General features: G+C 40.2%; 1 protein-coding gene. It reads left to right on the top strand.

Going from position 1 to position 331, the window contains the following annotated elements; all coding sequences use genetic code 11:
- Window positions 1-304: IS30 family transposase (locus ACT3SX_RS15640; protein ID WP_444761885.1), on the top strand; the 304-nt coding region annotated here is incomplete at its 5' end.
- Window positions 305-331: the final 27 nt, after the last annotated feature.

Here is a 331-nt window from a genome sequence, read left to right as displayed (position 1 = left end):
GCTAACTCCTGTGAGACTGCACGTTAAGACGATTACGTCCGATAATGGCAAGGAGTTTGCGGATCATAAAGCCATTAAGCAAAGACTCTATAGTGGGTTTTACTTTGCTGATGCTTATGCCTCATGGCAACGAGGAACAAACGAAAATACCAATGGCTTGATTAGAGAGTACTTACCTAAAGGATGTGACTTTAGACAAGTATCTGATGATGAGGTTCAAAACATTGAAGACAGGTTAAACAACAGACCAAGAAAACGATTGGGGTTTAAAACGCCAAACCAGGTGTTTTATTCCATTACTTAGCGTTGCACTTGGTGTGTTAATCTAAGT

The organism is Psychrobacter sp. AOP31-B2-9, assembly GCF_052378005.1.
In the GTDB taxonomy this organism is placed as follows: domain Bacteria; phylum Pseudomonadota; class Gammaproteobacteria; order Pseudomonadales; family Moraxellaceae; genus Psychrobacter.
Note: the sequence above shows the minus strand (reverse complement) of the source record. Positions and strands in the feature narration are given on the sequence as shown.